Raw genomic sequence first — 14,403 nt, 5'->3', positions numbered from 1 at the left:
GGTTTATATCATGACCGGCGGTCTCGCCCGGCCCGGGTCCAGGGCCTGAAGATGTTATCCATGTTATTAAAATTACATTGCAACCTAACCCAAATTTTATTTTGAGACAAGGACATTTCGAAAAATTATGGATTTTTTGTCATCGTTAACCCCTCCGGCCTGGTTGCCTTTTGTGGTGCCGCCGTTATTTGGTGCCGTAATCGGCTATTTTACCAACTACCTCGCCATCCGTATGCTGTTCCGCCCTTTGAATAAAAAATATATCCTGGGTTTGCCTCTGCCCCTGACCCCGGGAATCATTCCGGCCCGCCGCCGGGAATTGGCAAGACGCATTGGAGAGATGGTCGGCGACCATCTTCTGACGCGTGCGGTAATTCTTGAACGTCTGCAGAGCCCGGCCGTTGATGATGCTCTTTATCGCTGGGTGGCGGGGCGCTGGAAGGCCGTGGTTGATGCCGATTGCGGTCCTCCGCTTGAATTGATTCCGGATGATCTGCGGGCCGCCTGGCAAGCCTGGTGGGGGCGAGGCTGGCGTCCGGTTTATCAGTTTGTGAATTGGGTCGTAGAACATCCTGAGCTGAAAAGTTTTCTCCGCATTCCTGTTTCACAATTGCTGGGTCGCCTGCTTGAAAGCGAGCTGAAAAGTTTTTTGACTCCGTCGCAAAAGGAAAGCTTGCGGCAAAAACTTCACATCATCATCGAGCATGCCGCGACTTCTCCGACCTTGAAAAAACGGTTTGAAAAAGAGTTGGATGAATTGGGCCGAAAACTGCTCAGCGCGGAAAAATCATTAGGTGAAATTCTGCCGGTTGATCTGCAAAGCGCCTTGTTAAACGAACTTCATCGGGAACTTCCGACCCTGTTGGTTCGCTTCAGTCGCCTGCTTTACGATCCGGAAATCAGGAGTCGACTGAAAACTAAATTATATCAGGGCATCAGTGTTTATATTGAAAATATGGGATTCTGGCGGCGCCTGATTACCAGTCTGGCTATGTCGGATGATGAAATAAAGCTCAAGATCGACCAGCTGGTTGATGATATTGCCGGTGATCTCGCCGCCTCCTTGCAGCAACCTGAATGGCAGGCAAAGATTTTCGATTTACTGGCCGAGCGGCTCGCAGCATTGCTGGCGATGTCGCCGGCAATGATCTCCGGTCGGCTTTCTTTTACCCGGGTCGAACGAGGTTGGATTTTTTTTCGCAGAAAACTGCTCGCCCACTTTCCCCTAAGTTACTGGAGCCAAAAATTGAAGCCCGCTGCCGAACCGTTATGGGATTATCTTGAACAACAAACCAGCGCCGGAATTCTGGAAAAACTGGGGCTGACCCCGAACCGGGACGTACTGACTGAACGGCTGGTCGACAGAATCAGTCAGCTCCTGCGCTCGCGCCGGGTGAAACGCCGACTGGCGGCAGTGATTTCCCGCCGTCTCAATGACTGGCTTCATAAACAGCCCTTAGGCCGGCTTTCCCATTACCTGCCCGGCAGTGTGCATGAACCCTTGACCACTTTTTTTTATCAATTGACGCGCCGCTGTCTGGCCGAGGAGTTACCCCAGTTAAGTGAGCGTTTCGCGGTCAAAAAGGTAGTCGAAGAACGTATTAATACCTTACCGGTGGAAAAGGTCGAAGACCTTCTTCTGGGAATTATGCGTGAGCATTTTACCTATATAAATCTATTCGGAGCCCTGGTCGGCGCTCTCATCGGCGTCGGCCAGGTGCTTCTATTTTATGTCAGTGCCCGGTAATCCAGGGCGTACTTTGAGCAGGATTTCTTTGCGCACGGTTACGGTTCCAGGTTTGGCTCCGCAGGGTTTGCCGACAAATTTTGCTTTGCAGCAGGTGACCGCGACAATCCCGCCCATCCGCGCCTTGCTGTGCCAGGCGGCAACCGCCGCCGCCTGCTGCAATCGTTCTTTGCCGGGATCCATCGAGCTGTTTGCCGGTGCCTGCAGAATGACATGACTGCCCGGCATGCCCCTGACATGAAACCACCAGTCTTCCGGGCGCGCGACCTTAAGACTGAGAATATCGTTATCAACATCCTTTTTCCCGGCCAGAATCGTCCAGCCGTCCGCCAGACAATATTCGTAAACTTGCAGGTTGTCGGTTTTCATAAAGATCTCTCCCTTTTTTTCTCAGAAGTCGCATTCCCTGCGACTGGCGTACTGGTGCAGCAGGTCCGGATTGATTACCTGGTAAACAGGCTTTTCCGCCAGGGGGAGAATGAATTTTTTCCTAACCAAAATATCCAGGCCGTCGGTTAGTTGCTGGGCCCCGAAAGCAGGGTGGTTGTCAAGCAGGATCTTACTGGAAAAAATGTTCTGTGTCGGTCCGGAATCACAATGATGAAGAATCATCTGGGCAAGCTCATAGGTCGGGGTCGAACGAATACCATCTCTGACCCTCAGCAGCAAGGCGCAGCTGAAATCTTCCAGGTCAGGGATCTGATCGGGGGCGACTGTGATCGGGGATCCCAGGTTGACATAGGTGGCGGTTTTTTTGAAAGAGCCATATTCGCGATTGAGTCGGGCCAGCTGCTGAATAAGATCGCCATGGCTGATATCGGTGCCCTTGCGACTTTCTTCAATCTCCAGATCCTCCGGAACGCAGGTGTAGGAGAGGGACACCGGCACGAAATGGACGGCCCGCTGGTTTTTTCTGACAAAATCAAAGATATTTTTGATGATCCCGAGCTTGGGTTTAAGTATTTTTCCAGATCGGGAACGACCGCCTTCCGGATAGAACAGATAGGGTTCATTGTGAAGCCAGGCATACTGATTGTGTTGCTTGAAGGTTTCGATATAGACCGGATTACCGAGCCACTTGATTTTTTTTTCGATCATGTCATCGCGCTTGAGCTGACAGACATTGAGTTTGGGGAGCAGGCGGGCGGAAAGTCCATGATAGAGGTTGCTGCCGCCGATAACTACCGGCGAAATCAGTCTGAATCGGTTGAGGGCAAAAAGAATCGGCAGATGATCGGCATTGGAAATATGATTGGCGATAAAGAAAACCGGTTCTCTTCCGATCAGGGTGCGTATTTGTTCGATTGTCCCCGGCTGGGATTCAACGGCTCTGATTGATTTGATAAAGTTATTAAACAGGCGCTGAGCCACGGTTCTAAAGATGAGCAGAAAAACCGGGTTGAAATCAGGAGCGATATCCTCAAGATACAGTTTGACGAGAAAACCAAGACTCTCCGGGCCCTCAAGCTGTTTCAGAGACTCAATTCGTTTTTCAAGGTTTCGGATCGAGCTTTCGTACCTGACGCGACGTTCGCCGTCCTTGTCCTGAAGGCGGCTTTTGAGCCGATGAAGAAGCATGTTGTCATGCATCAACTGCAGATTTTTAGCTTCAAAAACCGAAAGCTCGCCCAGTATGCCACCGCTGCCGTATTGCTGCAGTATCTGAGTCGTGACCGTGTTGATCAGATGCTCTCTTTGAATTCGACATTTATTGACCGCAAAACAGTTCGCCAGCTTGAGCAAAAACGGATTGCGACTGATTTTTAAAAGGATTTCGAAAACGGGCTCAAGCTGCATTTTAGAGGAGTTTGTATGTCTCGCGCAAGGTTGATGAAATTTGCCGCAGTTGGCTGAATGCCAGAGTAACGGTTTTTTCCTGGTCCGGATTGACCAGACAGCAAGTCGCCGGAGAGAGCAGGCTCCTCTCAAACAGCAGATCGCGATCGAGACCGTCGTCAATCAGGCCCTGCCAGGTGGTTTCCAGCAAGGCGATCAACCGATCCGGGGTTTCTTTTTTGAAGGGCTCGATATTAGTCGGCACGATTCCCCAGACAATCGTGCCACCCCGCTTGATAAAGTTGATGATTGAGCGCCGGTAAAGAGGCAGAATCCGGGCATTGGAATAGAGATCGATGGAAACGATATCCATGTCAAAAGCAAGGAGGAAATCCCAGTCGGGATTACCGCAGAGATGGATTCCCCGGGGACGGTCGATCAGGGCAAGAAAATTCGCAATATCATCCCTGGCTAAAGTGTCGCTGTATCCTGACATGGCACTGAAAAGGAACTGCAGTCCGGGTTCATCGACAAACATGAAGGCATTGGCGTTTCTGCGTTTAAGGCGGGCGAGTTGAACATTGACCCGCCGCGCCATGAATTCATAAAGAAAAGGTCTGACCGTATCATCAAAGATGATAGGTCGATCATCCTCTTCGTTTTTAATAAACAAACCGAAACTTACCGGTCCTTCCAGTTGTCCCCGGATAGCCGCCCTTTTCTTGAGATCAAGTTTAAGAAAACGATGATAGACCACCGAGTATTCAGGGCTGACATCAAAATACTCAGGTTCTTCAAAATGAGCCAAAGTTTCTTCTAGTTCACGGATAAATTTAGCGGTTGAAAAACGCAAGCTCTCCTTTTCCAGATCGAGAATAATTCCTGGAAAATGCTCGGCCGCCTGGACATACATATCTTCACGATAATCGTAGAGGGGCAGTTGAGGCCAGAAGGGGATATCAAGCGAGAGCGCGAGGTCAAGGGCTGTATCAAGCTCGGTATGCGGCATCACCGCCATCGCCGTCGTCTGTAGCTTGCCTGGTAAGCTCACGCCTGGCCTCCGGTTTTCTCTAGCACGACAAAAGCCAAGGCGAATTCCTGCTCATGAGTCAGGCTCAACCAGGCGGTCGCCCGATTGAGTTCATTGCAAAGTTTGTCGGCCTTGTTATAAAGTTTAAGCTCCGGGCGACCAAAGGCGTTATTGACGACCTCGATGTCCCGCCATTCCAGGCCGGCGCCGAGACCGCGCCCCAACGCTTTAAGGAAAGCTTCCTTGGCGGCAAAGCGGGCCGCCAGATGGAGCGCCGGCCGTTTTTTCGGGGATGCATAGTCTATTTCCCGGGCCGTGAAAACACGCTCTGAAAAATGCTCCCGATAACGTTCGAGCAAGGCTTCGATTCGACTGATCTTGACCATATCGCTGCCGATTCCGATGATGGTCATGGCAGCAGAGCTTTCATCTCCCGCACGGCTCGTTCAAGGCCGACAAAAACCGCGTGTCCGATAATGCTGTGTCCTATATTAAGTTCCTCGATGCTCGGCAGATGGGCGATGGGGGGAACATTGCGATAGTTCAGACCATGTCCGGCATTGACCCTGAGACCGAAATTAGAAGCGGTGATGCATGCCTGGTCAATTAGGGAAAACTCTTTCCGGATGTCTTTTTCATGGACGGCTTCACAGTAGCGGCCGGTGTGGATTTCGATAAAATCCGCTCCGATCTCGGCTGCGGCCTCAATCTGGCCGGGATCCGGATCAATAAATAAACTGACAATCAGACCCTGGGCCTGTACATTTTTGATGACCGGTTCCAGACGTTTGTAATGAGTCACCACGTCAAGACCGCCTTCGGTGGTCAGTTCCTCACGTTTTTCCGGCACAAAGGTCAGCGAATCAGGTTTTATTTCCAGGGCGAGGTCAATAATTTCCGGAGCCAGTGCCAATTCCAGATTCAGCCTGGTTTTGACGGTCTGTCGTAGGAGCCGCAGGTCCCGTTCCTGAATATGGCGTCGGTCTTCACGTAGGTGAACCGTGATGCCATCGGCTCCGCCGAGTTCGGCCAGCACGGCGGCGGCTATCGGATCGGGTTCGCCGATTCCCCGGGCCTGCCTGATAGTCGCCACATGATCGATATTAACCCCAAGTTTCACCATTAATCATCTCCCTTCAGTCCAGACCACCGGAAACTGTAAATAGTTTCTCCGGTTAAATAAGATTTTTCCAGCGAATAGATTTTCTCCCGAGGCACCATAGAGTGAAAATCGTCTGCTTGTCAAGCCGGCTGACCGTTGGCGGTTCATAAACCCAGATAAGGGAGTAGTTTGATAATGCCGATGACCACTAAGGCGATGGCCGCGAGACCGACGAGGATCTTCAGGATGAAAGCCCCGATGCGAAAAGCGATATAGAGCACCAGAGCTCCGGCAATTATCATCAGGATACTTTGCCAGTCGAACTGCAGGTTGGCAAAAAATCGGTTCAAATCATGCAGATTATCCATGTTCAGGTCCTTTTTTATGAGGGCTTTAGCGATCTTATTGCGAGAAGTTCAAAGGTTCAAACCGCCCGACCAGCGCCGCGCAGAGTCCTTGTTCAATGTTTTATGGTAGCGTTTGTCTTGCGCTCGTCGCTTTTTATGAAGCGCTGATTGATAATAAAAAGTTCTGTATAAAACAGAAAGCTTATTCAAAACCCTGGTCGCCACCACCGCTTGAACGGGGCCGATCAGGTGACTTCGGAGCTCCGCCGGCAACAACCCTGGGGCTCAGGTTGTTGATAATGCGAGCTACGAGAAGGGCTGCGATATCCGGAAGTTGCTGACGCAGAGGACGACCGCCGCTGACGGTCAGAGGCGGCAGCTTGAGGACTCGGCGCTCCTTATCCCCAACAAGACTGGCCTCTCCGTTAAAACCGGCCGTGATTGAAGAGCTGAGACGGTCTTCGTCACTGTCCCAGCTTTCCTGGATTTCAATTAATTCGACACGTCCGGAAAGAGACAGGAGCTTGCCGGAGAGGTCGCGATCGGCATCGAGGGAGGCCTGTAAACGGGTCTTTGTCCATTGCGCCAGGCGATCGGCCAATCCGGAATTGCCTGAAAGGGTGATGGTCGGGCGCCGGGCCACAGCTTGCCGGTCAAGGTTTGCTTCGTTTCCATGGACTGGCCGGAGAGAGCTTTCTTGTGCCTGGCTTAGCGGTTCAGAAGTCGTTGCAACAGCTGTCGGCGAAGAAGTTGTATGGCTTTCAGATGGCTGTTTGATGTTTTTAAAAAAAGCCGGGGAGGAAGATGGGCTTTGACCTGCATCGGAAAGCGTCGGCCGGGCCGCAAACTTTACGGCATCAGATTTTTGTGAAAAATTAAAGCTTTTGAAAATCGCAAAGGTCATCAGAATGATTGCCAGCAGGAACGGCAGAAAATGCTTGTAATATTGTGCGCTGCTTTCGGCCGCAGACTTAGGTAGTAAATTGGTTTCTGACTTGCGGCCGACTAAACCGGCGCTTTCCGGGACAATAAATGCCAACGCTTCAGCGACACTGTTAACCGGCAAAGACCGAATTTGCTTCTCGGCCAAGGCCTGTTTTAATTCGGCGCTGAGCTCCGGGTCGTTCTCTGCCGGGTAGAGAAAATAACTTCCCGGGGAAAGCCGGGACAGCGCAGCCCGGCCTTTGGCTTCAATCGCGTCGATTTTTTGCAAAGGGCCGCCATCGGTGCTGCGGGAGATTTCCCCGGTAGCCGCCAGGGAAACCGGCGTCAGCGCCGGCCAAAGTCTGCCGGCCAGGGCCAAGGCCAAGGCCAGACCGCTGCTCTGGCCAACGATTGAGGCACCGTTTTCAAGCCCTTGCAGATCGAAACCGACTACCGTCGGTGGTGGGGCACAACCGGCCTCATGGGCAATTGCGTAAACCGTTTCTGCCGCACGGCTGGCACTCCGGCTGAGATCGTTGCCCAAATCGCTGACCATGTAGGCTTCAATCGGACGGCTGCGCTCCGTTGCCGGGTTATAGAGTGAAAGCTCTATCCTGGCGCTGTTTCCGCTGGCAAAAGGCAACCAGACTGGTGAATTCGAGCGGCCCACTTGCACTTACCCCCGACACACCGTCCAGAGACTTAAGTCCAAAGCGCTGAAATCAGCGCAGGGACGGGCCAGCCGACCATTTTCAAGAAAACCGGTCAGAATCTCCCGCCCATTGCGATCCCGAACCGAAAATTTCCCCGCAGCCTTATGCTTTTCGGCGCGCAACACGATTAATCCTTCCTTCGGATTTTCCCGGTTTGGCAGAATTTCAAGCCGATAAGCGCCGCAGCGACTTTCCAGAACCAAACCCTGGGTCGTTATTGAGGAACTGGCTGCAGCTTCGAGATAGCCGTAACCGCCATCTATCTCAGAGCTCGGAGGAAAATCCTGTTCCTCCATGTCGGCTCCGGCTGCGAAGCTGAAAGCCCTTCGCCAGGCCGACCAGGCCGCAAGGCAGGTGGCACAGTTGTCGAGATGCCTGAGCTCTTCTTCCTCGGCCTCGGCTAGTCCCCGATCCGCCGCCAGTCGGATCAGGGTTTTTTCGTCGAAATGGCGAGTCTCGGCAGAGGGGGAAATTTGTTTGGGATGGTCGCGCCAGAAAATGAAAATATCTTCCAGACTCTTGTTAGCAATTTCATTAGCCATAGTCAATTCCACTCCATAGATATTTCAACCCGGTTTGGTGGCTTTGCTGAAATCTATAAATCGAGGTGCAAAAACAAAACGTGCAGCTTAGCGGGGGGCTGCCAGCCAACCATGTCGTTGCAGACATTCCCGCAACTGAAGCAGCGCCGTCTTTTCACGTTTGCGGATGGATTCGATTGAACAGTCAAAAGCTTTGGAGAGTTCCCGCAGGGTGATGTCTTCAAGCTTTCTTGCCTTGACGATAACGCGGTCGCGGGTCTCCGGCAGACTTTCCAGGCAATGCATCAGGATTTGCAAAAGTTCCTGGCGCAGCAGCTTATCGTGGGGGTCGGTTTCCGCGTTGTCGTCGGCCAGGATCACCCCCGGGTTGCCGTTCTCATTGTTATCGGGGTTGCACTCCTCGGCCAGAGGGCTCAGCGAAGGAACCAGAGCCAGATGTTGTGTGACCGTGTCGGTCGCACAACCCAGTTTCTTGGCAATCTCAATCGGCGTTGCCGGTAAGCCCTGTTGTTCAAGTTCATTTCCGGCCTTCCTGATCTCCCGGACCTGTTCTTGAATCTTTTGCGGCAGCCTGATCATCGGCGCCTTGCGAATATGATCGAGCATTTCACCCTCAATTCTGAAGGCCGCGAAAACCTCCCAGGCCACCCCTTTTTCGGAAACGTAATTTTTTTGCGCTTCAAGTAAACCGATAACCCCGTAGTGAAAAAGTTCCTCGCGGGTCAAAGCCCGTCCATTACTGCCGCCGGGCGTGTAGCGGATAAAGACGCGGTTGGCAATTCTCTGGATCATCCTTTGGTCGCTTGCTTTCAGTCGGGGGGTGATTTTGGTTCGCATCACGGCAATCAGATCCTGCTCCGAGAAGATTATCGAAAAAAAAATGACCTTTTCAACCCGATAATTGATTTTGCGCTATAAACTTCAGGCTGAACCTTTAATCCCGTCGTCAAGAATTCGAAATCCGTTCAACCGACAATGATAGTAAATGCAAAATCGCACTATATAAAGGCAGTCATCGTAAATTGCAAGCAAGTTCAAACCAGGAGCGGCTATCCGTTTTCATTCCTCGCCCCATTGAGGATCTTCTTAAAAATAAACTTCGGCAAGTTGATCGCTTCTGCATATTTTTTTTGAAAACTATTTTTTCTCTTCGATAAGGAAGTCAGGTGTAATCGCCATCAGCGCGGCAAAATAAATAATGGGGGTTCGGCAATCCTAAACCGGGGGGGGAATTATTATGGAAAAGAGAACATATCGCAACGGCTTGATCTTGATGATGGGAGGAATTTTTCTGTGGCTTATGGGTTTGACAGGCTGTGCCTCTCACAATACCACGGCCCTGGCTCCACCCAGCTGTGAAGTAGCTCTGGGTGAGAACTATTACAGGTTAACTGATTTTGAAATCGTCCGCCTGCTTGATGAGGCGTTGCTCGAAGAATGCAATGGATGTATTTATAATTGCTGGATTCCTTTGATGGAGAAAGCTCTACAAGACGGTCGTGATTTGCCCCGTAAACATCTTTTGCAGGCGGTCAAAGTGTTTAATCAAAAACAGTACGACAAGTTTTTTCATCTTGCGGTGTATCGCTATTTCGAGAACCTGGATCGCAGCCGTGAAGCCTATCGTGAGATCGACCGTAAGTTTCTGCGAGCCTACTGCGCCACACTGGTTAATCAATCCAGGACTCGCGATGACCGGCTCCTGGTCAAAACCATGGAGCTTTGTCGCCGTCTTGACCAGGAACTTTATCGGAAAATGTTTCAGTGATAATCAGGCTCCCCGTTGTTAACTCTTTACGTGCTTTAAAATTTTTAGTGCTAGCAAAAATCAAGGAGAAAGCCATGCGAAACATGTTTCTTAACGCGCAGGGGAGGAGTTTTTTCCGGGGCTTGGCCGGAGCTCTGCTTCTGCTGAGCCTTCCCGTCGTGGGACAAGGCTCCCTGACCGCCGGGCAAACCCCGGATCGCGCTGTTCAGATCGCTCAGAAATCAAGATTGCGGGTTGAGCGTAGCGGCAATGAGGTGAAAAATTCTTCGCAGCTTCTTTTTCAGGAGTTTTCCGAAAGTACGGTTGCTCTGCAGGAGCTTCTTGACACTCGCAACCAACTGGAAGCCTCCGACTTGCTCAATCCCCATGAGCCGGAAGGTGCGGCCCGCCGGGCCCATCTCAACGGTCGTATTTTATCTGAAGTCGGCAGGTTGAAAGATGCCTGCGACCAGAACCTGGAGCCTCTCCTGCTGGCGCTGGATCAATTTGATCAGTCCGTGGCGGCTTCATTGGTTGACAGTCAGGCAACCCGATCCATCAACACAAACTACGAACTTGCCCTGGAATACTACCTGGAAGATGAAAAAGGACGTTTTGCCGAGGCCTCCGACGAAGCCCAAAAGGCCCTTGAAGAATATCAGGAAGCCGAAAACGAAAAAGACCAAAAACGTCTGTTGCAGAAGTACAATCGAATCAAGAAACGTTTGCTTCAGGTGGAACAGCGGCGGCGTCTTTACGAAGCCAGGGTCAAGGTTGCGACTATGAACCAGCAGTATTCAGGTCTCGTTCGTGAAAAAATCAGGGCTGATGGCAGTGATATCTCAAATCGCTTCCGCGATCTGCTGGCTAATCTTTATAATGTCTTCGCCAAGATAACCCCGGTTGCCGAAGTCGGGGGGACGGGGACTCCGGGACTGATGGCTAATCTGGGATTTCCTAATGTTGAAGAATTGCGGAATACCCTTTCTTTAGTCAATAGCGCCACCAACAAACTGGGTGGGGTGCTTGATGAAATGGTCAACGATGTCTTGGCTGGCCTGGGAGAAATCCGAGTGGTCAGCAGTACTGGCATCAGCGGTGAGGTTTTGAGTGTTGAAGAAGAACTCGACTTTTTGCGACAGGCCCGTTTGAGTTGGCAGTAACAATAACCTCTGAGGATAGACCGACAAGGAGTTTGCCATGAAAAAAAAATTACTATTGATGATTATTCTCGTTTTTTCGGCTGGAGTGAGTCTGGCGGCTGCCAACGACGCTCACGCCGCCTCACTTTATGAATACTACGCGGAAGCGGCGTTACCCGAGCTTGAGAAGGAAACCGGAGAAATGGGGGGCAGGCTGAAACAGAAATTCAGCCAGGAAAATATTTATAACAATCAAAGGAAAATAGATTTTGCCACCTATGTCATCAATCTCAAAAAAGCTGTGCTCTATGGCACTAAACTAGCCCGTTACAGTGATTATAAACAGGATTTGGATTTTGCCAGGGATAACGAGGTGTTCAAGGGACTGCCCGAAGATTCCCAGGATCTGGCCGCGCTTCGCACCATCAATACGCGCAGAAAGTTTACTCAGGAAAAATATCTGAGAACGAAAATCAACGTTGAGGAGGAGATCGATATCTATCTGGATCTTCTGACGCAAGCGCTTGATATCTGTGAAGCCATGACAAACAACGATCTGAGTGGTTTCAGTGACCTTGAGGAAAACCGCAGGATCGTCAAAAAATGGCTTAACGGGGAGCAATTCTCAGCTTACCAGGCCAAAGCCGTCGATCTCGGTCGGACTTGGCCGGAAATCAATCTTAGGATTACCGGGCAGTGCGATCTTTGGCGCGAGCGGTCAGAGACCCCGGAGTCGCCGATCATCAATGCCAGGCTGGTTGATGCCCTGTAAAAGCAGTTGTTGCCGGCGGTGAACGCGTTAGTTTTCCGCCGGTGAGTTAACCGTTTCTGATCTTGATCTCTATGGGTAAGTAAGGATTCAGCTGATGCACTCATTTTTTGTATACAACAATGGCAGACTTAAAACCGGCCGCGTCAGCCTGGTATTTTTTCTGGTTTTTATCGGGGTTTGCGGTCTTCTTTTTCAGTTGCACCGGCCCGTCGATGAGGCCGTAGTCATTGTTCGACATCTGTTTACTCCCGAAAAAATGGCCGCTGAGCGGGCACCCGTTGCGCTGAAAAAGAAGGGGTCGCCGGTGGAAACTCAGGCATTCGAACCGGAAGCGGATCTTCCCACAGAGGCTCAATCCGATCCCTTGCCACCAACGGGAAAAATCGAAAAAACAGAGTCGAAAGATCTGGTTGCGACAGCCGCGTTGGCAGCTCCAGAGGTAAAACCTGAAAGCAAGGGCGAGGATACTTCGCTGTTTGTCGCCGGTGAAGAGTTGGTGGGTGAGACGGAGAACCAGGTTGAAACGGAATCTTCGGCTGTTCTTTCGCAAGATGATGTCCTCGATCCGGAACCGGAAATCCTAGAGAATAAGGCTGAAATCGTCACCGACCTGCATAGCCGTAACCATGTTGCAGCTGACTCAGGTAAGACCGCAGTTCAGCTTTTATCGGAATCAGACCGGCAGCAGCTGCGAAGTTATGCTGAAAGTTTGGTGAAAAAAAACTTTCCAACTTTACAGGAAGATGAACTTCAAAAAATCCGCTCCTCTCAGGACCAGGTTTCACCGAAAACAGCCGAAAAAGATACGAATTCCATGAACATGGAGAAACAGCCTTTGTCGTCTCTGACAAAAAAGACAAAGATGACAAAAACGACAGTTCTTCCCAAATTGAAGCTTGATCGAAATAAATATACCCAACTCCATCAGGCCTGGCGCAAGGAAGGAGAAAAGGAGCGCTCGCCGCAGCAAATAATTCCTTTACGTATCGAAAATCTGCGGGAATCATATAGCTTTCTGCAAATGAAAGCCGTGGCCCTGCTCAAGGATGGTCGTTGTCTTGACCTGGATGACGGCAGTTTGATCCCCGCGGCCTCACTGGAAAGTTTTTCCAGTACGGTGATCGAGGTTGATAACCCCTGGCAAAAGTGGGGGCCGGAACTGAAACGGGCCGGGCTTTATCCGGAGCAGATTTCCGCTGTTCGTTATTATCTCTACGATTTCGTCAAGCGAGCGATTTATACCAGGGTTAACCAGGCTTTTACCTGGAGCCTGGAAAAAGGTCTGCTGAAGGCTGGGGTCAAACCGGAAGAAGTTGATGTTCTGGGACGAACGTTCGTACTGGAAGGTCCAGGGGGGGGGGCTTTCGGGGTCTTCGTTCCTCTTTCTCTTGCTACGCACGATGGTCGAAGCATTGAGCTTGATCCATGCTCGTTCTGTAACGCTCCTGATCTTGCGGCCTTGCATGCGGCGGGCTTAATCTGAACCTGACGGGGATAATCATGCAGTTTGCCAGCTGGTTTTTACATAATTTCGGCGTCTTCTTCGGTTTGATTTTTTTGTTTTATCTCTATCTGATGGTACATCGTCTGACCTTGATCTACGATTATTTACGGGGGGTGGTCGTTGCCGATGAAAGTTATCAGGAAAAGGTCGGCAAACATGCTGCTCTGGTTTTTCTGGTGCCGTTATTCCGGCGTCTGCAAGCCACTGAAGGTTCGGCCCGGGAAGCTATTGTTGATGCCATCTGGTCGGAAGTGGAAAGTCGTATCGGCATTCATTTTACGGCCCTCAACGGCTATGTCAACACCTTGATTCTGATTGGTTTTGCCGGCACCATTTTTGGGTCAATCGGAGCCTTTAATGAAATGTTCGCCGGTCTTGCCGGGGGTGAGAGCGCAGCCGTGGTTTTCGCCGCAGCCTGGAACCATGGCTTGGCGACGGCGCTGTACACCTCCCTGGGCGCTGGTGTGATTGGCGGGCTGACAGTGACTTTGATCTATTCAAGATATCTGATGACGAGAATGAAACGGCTTGAAACCCTGATTGGACTGCGTATCGGTGAAATATGCAGTGAAAGGATTTAAAAATGGGGCATTATCGCAGAGGCGGCATGAGCCGGCTAAACCAGAACGCGCTTGATCCAGGTAAAGATCTTTTCGCCTATCTTTTTATCTTAGTCATGGTTTTTACCTTTATGTTGCTAATGACAACCGAAGAACGCCGTTCCCGAGAAGCGGAGCTTAAAGCTCCGCAGAGTCATCAAGCCGGTAATTCCCGTTTCGCTGCCGTTGAAAACCACAAAATCGGCCATCTGGAAAAAAAAGGCTCTGAAATCAGCCTCGTTTTTGCCGGGCGCAGCTATCATCCCTGGAGGGATCTGGAAGCCTTGCGCAAGGATGGTCGAATCTCCCGACTAACGCAGACCGGGGGAGGTGCGGAAGAGGTTATCTATCTGGCTGCCGACAACATCAACCACGTTTCTCTTGCGGAATATTTCGCCGCCTTCAGATATTTGGGTGAACAGGGAATTAACATTGCGTTTGCCGAAAAGTTGCGTTGA

At 51.0% G+C, this 14,403-nt stretch carries 16 protein-coding genes; 7 read left to right on the top strand and 9 right to left on the bottom strand.

Annotation, left to right across the window (positions count from 1 at the left end):
- The first annotated feature begins 127 nt into the window (after positions 1-127).
- Positions 128-1,747, top strand: a complete 1,620-nt coding sequence (locus ENN66_09175) for a DUF445 family protein (GenBank protein HDS16757.1) — start codon at positions 128-130, stop codon at positions 1,745-1,747.
- Here the strand turns inward: ENN66_09175 and ENN66_09170 are convergent.
- From ENN66_09170 to ENN66_09130, 9 genes are all read right to left on the bottom strand, one after another.
- Positions 1,724-2,116: a DUF814 domain-containing protein gene (locus ENN66_09170; protein ID HDS16756.1), complete on the bottom strand. Its 393-nt coding sequence runs from the start codon at positions 2,114-2,116 to the stop codon at positions 1,724-1,726. The genes ENN66_09175 and ENN66_09170 overlap by 24 nt on opposite strands.
- Positions 2,117-2,137: 21 nt before the next feature.
- Entirely contained in the window at positions 2,138-3,544 is a 1,407-nt protein-coding gene (locus ENN66_09165) for a hypothetical protein (GenBank protein HDS16755.1), read from the bottom strand.
- Between the two features lies 1 nt (position 3,545).
- Positions 3,546-4,574, bottom strand: a complete 1,029-nt coding sequence (locus tag ENN66_09160; protein ID HDS16754.1) for a hypothetical protein — start codon at positions 4,572-4,574, stop codon at positions 3,546-3,548.
- Positions 4,571-4,966, bottom strand: coding sequence for a holo-ACP synthase (locus ENN66_09155; GenBank protein ID HDS16753.1), 396 nt, complete (start codon positions 4,964-4,966; stop codon positions 4,571-4,573). The genes ENN66_09160 and ENN66_09155 overlap by 4 nt, the downstream gene beginning before the upstream one ends.
- The gene (locus ENN66_09150) at positions 4,963-5,676 is read right to left on the bottom strand and encodes a pyridoxine 5'-phosphate synthase (GenBank protein HDS16752.1); all 714 of its coding nucleotides are present in this window, start codon (positions 5,674-5,676) and stop codon (positions 4,963-4,965) included. Before ENN66_09150 ends, ENN66_09155 begins: the two co-directional genes overlap by 4 nt.
- Before the next feature lie 143 nt (positions 5,677-5,819).
- Entirely contained in the window at positions 5,820-6,023 is a 204-nt protein-coding gene (locus ENN66_09145) for a hypothetical protein (GenBank protein HDS16751.1), read from the bottom strand.
- A gap of 181 nt (positions 6,024-6,204) precedes the next feature.
- Positions 6,205-7,596, bottom strand: a complete 1,392-nt coding sequence (locus ENN66_09140; protein ID HDS16750.1) for a hypothetical protein — start codon at positions 7,594-7,596, stop codon at positions 6,205-6,207.
- A gap of 6 nt (positions 7,597-7,602) precedes the next feature.
- Complete coding sequence (locus ENN66_09135) at positions 7,603-8,181, bottom strand: hypothetical protein (GenBank protein HDS16749.1); 579 nt, start codon at positions 8,179-8,181, stop codon at positions 7,603-7,605.
- 87 nt (positions 8,182-8,268) lie between these two features.
- Complete coding sequence (locus ENN66_09130; protein HDS16748.1) at positions 8,269-9,021, bottom strand: sigma-70 family RNA polymerase sigma factor; 753 nt, start codon at positions 9,019-9,021, stop codon at positions 8,269-8,271.
- A gap of 397 nt (positions 9,022-9,418) precedes the next feature.
- Here ENN66_09130 and ENN66_09125 point away from each other — a divergent pair, with 397 nt between their 5' ends.
- From ENN66_09125 to ENN66_09100, 6 genes are all read left to right on the top strand, one after another.
- Positions 9,419-9,949: a hypothetical protein gene (locus ENN66_09125; protein HDS16747.1), complete on the top strand. Its 531-nt coding sequence runs from the start codon at positions 9,419-9,421 to the stop codon at positions 9,947-9,949.
- A gap of 74 nt (positions 9,950-10,023) precedes the next feature.
- Positions 10,024-11,091, top strand: coding sequence for a hypothetical protein (locus ENN66_09120; protein HDS16746.1), 1,068 nt, complete (start codon positions 10,024-10,026; stop codon positions 11,089-11,091).
- 37 nt (positions 11,092-11,128) lie between these two features.
- Complete coding sequence (locus ENN66_09115) at positions 11,129-11,842, top strand: hypothetical protein (GenBank protein HDS16745.1); 714 nt, start codon at positions 11,129-11,131, stop codon at positions 11,840-11,842.
- A gap of 94 nt (positions 11,843-11,936) precedes the next feature.
- Positions 11,937-13,325 carry a hypothetical protein gene (locus ENN66_09110; GenBank protein ID HDS16744.1) on the top strand — a complete coding sequence of 463 codons (1,389 nt, stop codon included), beginning with the start codon at positions 11,937-11,939 and terminating at the stop codon, positions 13,323-13,325.
- Between the two features lie 17 nt (positions 13,326-13,342).
- On the top strand, positions 13,343-13,927 hold the full coding sequence (locus ENN66_09105; protein ID HDS16743.1) for a hypothetical protein: 585 nt from the start codon (positions 13,343-13,345) through the stop codon (positions 13,925-13,927).
- A 2-nt stretch (positions 13,928-13,929) separates the two neighbouring features.
- The gene (locus ENN66_09100; GenBank protein ID HDS16742.1) at positions 13,930-14,403 is read left to right on the top strand and encodes a hypothetical protein; all 474 of its coding nucleotides are present in this window, start codon (positions 13,930-13,932) and stop codon (positions 14,401-14,403) included.

It is taken from the genome of Pseudomonadota bacterium, from assembly GCA_011049115.1.
Lineage (GTDB): Bacteria > Desulfobacterota > Anaeroferrophillalia > Anaeroferrophillales > Tharpellaceae > DSCM01.
The sequence above is the reverse complement of the archived record's forward strand: the minus strand, read 5'-3'. Positions and strand labels throughout refer to the sequence as shown.